At 34.4% G+C, this 8,117-nt stretch carries 4 protein-coding genes and 1 tRNA gene; 2 read left to right on the top strand and 3 right to left on the bottom strand.

The features are described 5' to 3' along the window. Positions 1 to 325 precede the first annotated feature (325 nt). Positions 326 to 401 (bottom strand) — tRNA-Lys (locus tag J7R05_RS04380). Between the two features lie 474 nt (positions 402 to 875). Here J7R05_RS04380 and J7R05_RS04375 point away from each other — a divergent pair. Beyond that, complete coding sequence (locus tag J7R05_RS04375) at positions 876 to 2,447, top strand: TerC family protein (protein ID WP_208541332.1); 1,572 nt, start codon at positions 876 to 878, stop codon at positions 2,445 to 2,447. A 374-nt stretch (positions 2,448 to 2,821) separates the two neighbouring features. Here J7R05_RS04375 and J7R05_RS04370 read toward each other — a convergent pair whose 3' ends face one another. After that, entirely contained in the window at positions 2,822 to 3,766 is a 945-nt protein-coding gene (locus J7R05_RS04370) for a lysylphosphatidylglycerol synthase transmembrane domain-containing protein (protein WP_208541331.1), read from the bottom strand. 1,235 nt (positions 3,767 to 5,001) lie between these two features. On the opposite strand from J7R05_RS04370, the gene J7R05_RS04365 reads away from it, so the two are divergent. Beyond that, entirely contained in the window at positions 5,002 to 5,187 is a 186-nt protein-coding gene (locus J7R05_RS04365) for a hypothetical protein (RefSeq protein WP_208541330.1), read from the top strand. 206 nt (positions 5,188 to 5,393) lie between these two features. Here J7R05_RS04365 and secD read toward each other — a convergent pair whose 3' ends face one another. After that, entirely contained in the window at positions 5,394 to 7,895 is a 2,502-nt protein-coding gene (gene secD, locus J7R05_RS04360) for a protein translocase subunit SecD (protein ID WP_208541329.1), read from the bottom strand. Positions 7,896 to 8,117 lie beyond the last annotated feature (222 nt).

Below are 8,117 nucleotides of genomic sequence, written 5' to 3'. Positions count from 1 at the left end.
AAAAAGAAGTGATGTTGATGTGCGCTCTGATCTTTCTGAGTGGGTGTGTAAGAAATGAATACACTTCTTGTGTTGGATGGATGCCAATATATTTGGATAGGCAAGATTACAATGCAATCAGTTCAAACTTAGCACGAAACATTTTAAAGCATAATCAGAACGGAAAACGTTCTTGTGGGTGGAGACCTATTAACAATAAATCAGCATGATCTTAATGCAGTTTGGAAAGACAAATTGCAAAATCCTATTCCCTAACCTGATTTTTTCATCCCCAACCTTAAAAAAATACCAATAGAATCAATGGGTTACAGGGGTAAAAAGGAGCTGGTGGGTGATGAGGGAATCGAACCCACGACCCGCTGATTAAGAGTCAGCTGCTCTACCGACTGAGCTAATCACCCAGGGTTCTTCCAAAAAAGAGAATGAGGGGTTCTATAACGTTCCTAGAGGAAGATGTCTAGATGCTCTCATTGTTTTTTGTAAGATAAATAAAATCTGTAGCTAAACCAGTAAGGCATATAAACTTTATATAGTATTTTTTCTTGATCTTGTACAAAAATATCCATTATAAGATAGTTCTACTAATAAATGTTCTAATTATGTATGCAGAACGGTGCCAAAGGATTGTCGAGCGTAATGCCCGAACAAAGTTCAGAAGAATTTTTTTATAATATCAAGCGATGTAAGCTTTTCTTTCATGGTATGAATCTTATCAACAATCATATGAGTTTAAATAATGCCTTGTGGCTTCCTGCTTTTGGGTGCAATTTATTTGCATTCAATGTTATCGATCAGTTGTGCGAATGAAAGCTTATGAATTTATTTCATCAACAATGCGCATTTAAATTTTTTACAACATTTTCAAAGGATGAACTATGATGGAATGGGTCATTGATCCCCATGTGTGGTTTGGTTTGGTTACGTTGATTTTCCTCGAAATTGTTTTAGGAATAGATAACCTTGTTTTCATCGCAATCTTAGCAGAAAAATTGCCATTACATTTGCGTAATCGTGCACGTTTGGTAGGTTTAACTTTAGCATTAATTATGCGGCTTTGTCTTCTCATGGTTATTGGCTGGGTAATGAGTCTTGATAAAGTAATTTTTTCTATTGCATCCTTCGGTTTTAGTTGGCACAGCCTCATTTTGATTAGTGGTGGAGCTTTTTTGTTAGCAAAAGGAACGCTGGAGTTACATGAAAGATTGGAGGGGGCAGCACATGAAAGGAAAACTGGTGTTATTTATGCTGTTTTTTGGCAAGTGATTGTTCAAATTGTTGTACTTGATGCAGTGTTTTCTCTTGATAGTATTATTACTGCAACAGGTATGATTGCCAGAGATCAGGCAGTGGTTATGTACATAGCGGTTGTCGTTGCGATGGGTGTAATGATGTGGGGATCTGGCACCATTATGCGTTTGATTAGTCGTTATCCTACTGTTGTCATTCTTTGTCTTGGTTTTTTGATGATGATTGGCTTTACTCTCATTGTTGAAGGATTGGGTTTTCATATTCCAAAAGGTTATTTATATGCAGCTATAGGTTTTTCAGTTCTTATTGAGGTTTTGAATCAAATTGGACGTCGTAATCGTGAAAAGATGGTTACAACAAATGATTTGCGTGAGCGGACAGCCGATGCTGTGTTAAGACTTTTAGGGGGTGGAAAAAAAGACGGTAATCTGAGTGAGACTGTAGATGTCATTGTTGAACAAGCGGCTATTTCTGAGCTTTTTCGACCAGAAGAAAAAGAAATGATACGTGGTGTTCTAGATTTAGCTGATCGTCCTGTGCGCTCTATTATGTCACCCCGTAATGAGATTGAATGGTTGGACTTGAACGGCAATGAGAGTGAGATGCGTGAAGAATTGCAAAAAGTTAAACATAGTCGTTTAATTCTTGCGCGCGAAAAAGTAGATGAATTTGTTGGCGTTGCTTTAACTAAAGATCTGCTTTTAAATTGGGCTGAAGATCAAAAGATTAATTGGCAAAGAGCTATGCGTGAACCACTTGTTGTTCATGAAAATACGAGTGTTTTACGATTGATGGAGCAATTACGCCATTCTTCGATCCAGCTTGCGATTATTGTGGATGAGCATGGATCTTTTGAAGGTATTGCAACACAGACGGATATCCTTGAGGCGATTGCTGGTGATTTTCCTGATGATGATGAAGAACCTGTTGTGGTGGAACGACTTGAAGATGGAAGTTTTCTTGTTGAGGGGTGTGCGGATATTCGCCATTTAAGTAGTTATCTTGAGCGTGATTTTGTTGATGAGGCAGACCGTTATACTACGCTTGCAGGATTTATGCTTTGGCATTTTGGTCATTTACCAAATAAAGATGAAAGTTTTGAAACTGAAGGTTTGTGTTTTAAAGTGATTGAAATGGACCGTCGAAATATTTCTAAAGTACTCATCTCTCCCCTTAATTTTGTAGCAAAAGAAGTATGATTTAGAAAATAAAAAGAATAGCCAATTTTTTTATTATTGTTTTTAATAGGTTTATACAAATTTATGAATATATAAAAGTATAGAAGTATTAAGAAGATTTATGTTAAAAAAGTAATATCTATTCCGTGAATTTTTGTATATTTATGTTAAGAATAATTACTGATCAGTACATTGTTATAAGGTTATAAATATTATTTAAATTAAAATTGTTATCTATAACCGTGAAAAATATACGTTTATTTTAGTATATCGTTTATGTTGTGCATTTATAGGAAAATCGAGTAAATTATGGATTTCAGTGTTAGTTAAAATTAGCACAATTCTTATTATTTGTTTGGACGCAAAAAAAGTAAAGTGAGTTTATTTTTTTCAGGTTAGGTATGCTGTGTTCGTTTTCGATATTGGTGAATCTCAAAAATTGCTACAAAGAATAGTGAAATGATAAGCGGTATAATCAAATAGAGCATTCTAAATACAATAAGTGCTGCAATAACATTAGCAGGATCTATTTGAGGCATACCTGCTATGAATAAAGCTTCAAGTACACCTACGCCTCCTGCAGGGGCATTAGAGAGCAGGGTAATGGTAAAAGACGCTAGGAAAACGCCGAGTACAGAGATAAAACAAATATCAGTATTGTGTGGCAGTACGGCATATATAATTCCCGCTGCTCCTAAAAGTTCTAATGGGCTAATCAGAAGCTGTTGGATGACAATTTTAAGCCGTGGATAAGAAAGTTGAATTTTTTTGCTGATGTATAAAGGTTTTAACTGAAACCAACTGCCGAAAGTGTATAGCGCTATAAAGGCGAGTAAAATTACGCCAATTATTGTGCCAAGCCATACGGGAAGATCTTCGTAAATAAGCGTTATGATTTCAGGCTGCAGAATTAAAACGATGCCAGAAAGCAAGATTGTGCCAATTACAAAAGTAAAGGAGCAAAAGCCAACTAATATTGCAACTTCTGTTCCACTTAATCCTTTCATTTTATAAGCACGGTAGCGTACAACAGCACCAGAAAAAACTGAAGCACCGATATTGTGTGAAAGCGCATAAGTGGTAAATGAACAGATGGCAATAAATATCCAAGAAATTTTACGACCAAGATGTTGCAAAGCAATTCGGTCATATCCAGCAAGAGCTGCATAAGCGATGAGTGAACAAAAACAGGCCAGTAACCACTGATGTACCTTTAAATCAGCTAAACGATCCAGTACATCAATTAGAAAAATAGTTGATAGCTTTATATAAAGAATACGGATCGATATCAGCATTGTTAGAATGCCGATAAATGGCCATATAAATTTTTTTAATTTCACACTTTTTTATCCATTTCCGGGTTTTTATTCATGACTTTTGTGCACATAATTCGTGATTATTCATCTTAGATTGCAAATCATTGTTTTGCTACATTCTCCATAATCTCAAGCGCTTTTTTGTCATTATCATTACAATAGCTACACATCAATTAATAAAATAGGCTGTTTTTGTTTTAAGTAGTGTATAAACTTTAAGGTTGGGTATATTGGTTATGCACTATCCTACTTCAATAGTACGATAACATCTTTTTGTATATTTCTAAATATTAGTTACATCAATAATTTCTTGTTTTATGGTATTTTCTGCTAATTGTTTCGATTTTATCTGCAATTGTTCTATTGGCAAAAATATTTTATTCTTCACCTAAAATCAAAGGCTTACTTTTATTTGTTAAGGACAAGCGCAAATCTATTTGCTAATACAGTTGTAATCACTCATTATAACATAACTGATTTTTTAAATAGTGAATAGGGACTCTAGGCTAGAATTTTCATTAATATTAAGAATTATTCGCATATTTCATCAATTTGCGTGAAAATTTCTCTAAATATTTTTAATTTTGCCAAGGTTAATGAAAACGGAAAGATTTAAGCACAATAGAAAGAGCTGTTTCTGTAAAGATCAAATCATAGAGGCAATTATTCAAGAGGTTCTAAGTTTGAATTTAATTTTGCGAGGATAAAGAATTTTCTAATATGAGCAAAATTATCTGAGATAGTAAAAATTATTTTTTAGAATAGCGGTAAATTTCATAATGAAAAAAGTAATAATAAAGTTTGCTTAACATGATCATTAATTATGTTTATAGAAGCAGTAAAAAGTTATCAGGTTCTCTCTTTACTAGATTAAATAATATGTTTGCAGAGATGAAAGAGGGAATAGAAAAAACATTTTTGCTGCACACTGATGTTTAAAGGGGTTAGACTAATAATGCTCCGAATTTTAAATCAACCACTATGTAAAGAGATCAATTAATTCTCTTTTATTCCTTATCCTTAAGATGTTTGCTCTTGAAGGTCTAGGGTTTAGTGTTAAGGTCATGATTAAATTTTCAATGATTATCACACAATAGCAATACGTCCTTTTTGTGTTTATAAATTGGTGTTTTTAGAGTATTGGATTTATGGTATTTACTTTGAATAAAGCTAAACTGAATACTAAATCACTCGCTAAAACTACAATCATAGTCCAGCTAGGAACATAACCCTAAAAAATAGCAAACGCCATCTGTATAATGATAACAGAAGTTGCAATGGCTTTAATAGATACAAGCTTTAATAAAAATGCACTTCAACACCAAATATCAAAAAATAACAAATCTTTCAATGAGTTGATTGATAAGAGATGGAGTTCTATTTTAGAACTGCTTGTATTTGGTTATGTAATAGTAACCCTTAGAAAACAAATATCTCGCCAGTAATGAAATACGTAAATGATAAGCAATTATTTCAAAAAAGAAATGCTCAACATGAATCCAATAACAATAATTGTAACTGGTACATATCATAGAGTATAATTTCTTAAGTTTTTTTGGTTGTTTAAAACGATTATATTTTTATAGAAAGAGAGAAATGGCACGTCACATGAATTGATGTGCCAATTTTGTGGCTTATTAGGTTTTATTATTTATGGCTTCTCTTTTATTTTGCTTATACCCCAATTGCTTAACAATAATAGAATAGGTGCTGCAATAAAGATAGAAGATAATGTGGCGATAATGATACCAAAGACCATAGGCAATGCAAAATTATAAACAGCACTTCCACCCCATAATGCCATAGGCAACATAGCTAATATTGTAGTGGTGGATGTGAAGACACAGCGTGTAAAAACTTGATTAATCGAGAGGTCTATTAACTGATACATAGGCATTTTTTTATAAAGACGCATATTTTCACGCATGCGGTCATAAACAACTACTTTATCGTTAATCGAGTAGCCAACAATCGTTAAAAGGGCAGCAATAGCGGTCAAATTAAAATCAAATTGAAACAAAGCAAAAAGACCAATCATTTTTGCGATATCAAGAATAAATGTGACAATTGCTCCGACCGCAAAAAACCATTCAAAACGCCACCAAATGTAGAGCGACATAGCAATTGCTGCTAATATAACAGCAATAACACTAGCTGTGACAAATTCCTCTGAAATCTTAGGGCCAACAATTTCTATTTGATCAAATATAGTATCTGGGTAGATGTTCTGTATGGCTGCCTTAACCTTATCCATAGCAACGGTTTGTTGTATTTCATCGCCGTTTTGTTTCTGAATACGAATTAAAACTGTGTGTGCATTGTCAATATTTTGTAATTTTACTTCACCAATATTAAGGGCGGAAAGCGTTGAGCGCAGGGTAGCCAAATTTGCTGGCGCCTTTGTTGTTATACTCATTTGGCTGCCACCAATAAAATCGATACCGAAATTCAAACCAGGTTTAAAGAACAAAAAAATTGAAGCAAGTGATAAAATAATTGAAATACCAATACCTATAAAACGGGCTCTCATAAAGTGAAAAGTTGTATTGTATAAGGTACAGTCAAAGAAGGGTTGAATACGCAACGTCTTTATTTTCCACTTACGGACAACCCAAACCATAATGATACGCACTATGGTGATATCAGTGAACATGGAAATAATAATTCCAAGTAACATTGTGATTGCAAAACCGCGAACAGGGCCGTTACCGAACCAAAAAAGTAAAATGGTTGCAATAATAGCCGTAACATTGGCATCAACAATGGTTGCAAAAGCTTGTTTAAATCCACGATCTAAGGCAGCAAAGGCACTGACACCTTTTCGACTTTCTTCTCGAATACGTTCATTAATCAAAATGTTGGCATCGACCGCAATACCAATACCCAAAATAATACCAGCAATACCTGGTAGTGTGAGTGTAGCACCGAGAAGACTTAATGCTGCAAGTGTTAAAATAGTATGTAGTGCTAGCGCTATGTCGGTGATAATGCCCCAAATACCATATAGAAGAAACATGAAAATGGCGACAAGAACAAAGCCTATAATTCCTGTATAAAGTCCCATTTTAATAGCGTCTGCACCAAGATCTGGGCCTACAGTTCTTTCTTCAATAACAATTAATGGTGCGGGCAAAGAGCCGGCTCGCAGTAAAGCAGCAAGGGTTGATGCTTCTTTTATATCAAAATTTCCTGTGATTTGACCCTGTCCATTAGGGATAACGCCATTAATGATAGGAGCGGTCAAAACTTTGTTATCAAGAACAATTGCAAAGGGACGGTTAATGTTTTTACGTGTTATTTCCGCAAATATTTTAGAACCAATTGAATTCATGGTGAATGAAATAATAGCACGCCCTGGCATTTGCGGGTCAAAACCTGCACGTGCATCTTTTAGTACATTTCCATCCAAAGCAATTTGGTCATAAATTGCATAATGTTGATTTTCATCAGTATATCCAGGAAGAATTGAAACACCTATAGGCGGAGTGTTTACATCCACATTGGAAGGAACAAGATGGAAGGTCATTTTTGCGGTTGTTCCTAGAAGATCACGTAATTGTTTTGGATCTTGGAGACCAGGCAATTGAACCATAATACGATTAGTTCCTACTTTTTGAATGGCTGGTTCAGCTACACCTATTTGATCAATACGCCGGCGAATGATTTCTAAACTTTGTTCGACAGTGTTTTTAATACGATCCTTAATACCAGATTCAGTTAATGTTACACGGATATTCTCATTTTGAGTGCTAATAGCGATATCATTGGTTGTAGTACCAAAGCTATTTTGTATCGGCATGATCAATGTTTCTAAAGCAGTAACGGTTTTTTGATTTTGTGTAGGATCGGAAATAACAATAATAATGTCATCTTCAATGATACGAATATTTGATGTACGGATTTTTTGTTCACGCAGTTTTGTGCGTACATTATCTAAAATTGTGCGTAACTGATCACGCTTTAATGTTTTTACATCAACTTCCAGTAAGAGAGAAGATCCTCCTTGAAGATCAAGTCCAAGCGTCACGTGGGTGTTAGGCAGGAATTTAGAGTTTTTAATTTGTTCTTGTGAGAATAAATTAGGTAATGCAACGTAAATGCCGCTTAAAAGGATAAGGCAATAGAGAGTAATTAACCAGCCAGGTGTACGCATGATATATTCCAACTAATAGAACACTGTAAGAGTTATTGAAGTTAAGCGCGCAAAGTAAAATGAAAATGATAATTTTGCAGCTCAAGCAACGGAAAGAGCATGTTAATTTAAAAAATATTATTTTTGAAGACTATAACACCTTATATGAGCAATAATTATAGGATTTAAATATATTCAATGCCTGTTTAGAAAGTTGCAACAGGTCAATCATAATGGGTATAA

This window comes from Bartonella capreoli (assembly GCF_902813205.1).
Taxonomy (GTDB): Bacteria; Pseudomonadota; Alphaproteobacteria; order Rhizobiales; family Rhizobiaceae; genus Bartonella; species Bartonella schoenbuchensis.
Note: the sequence above shows the minus strand (reverse complement) of the source record. Positions and strands in the feature narration are given on the sequence as shown.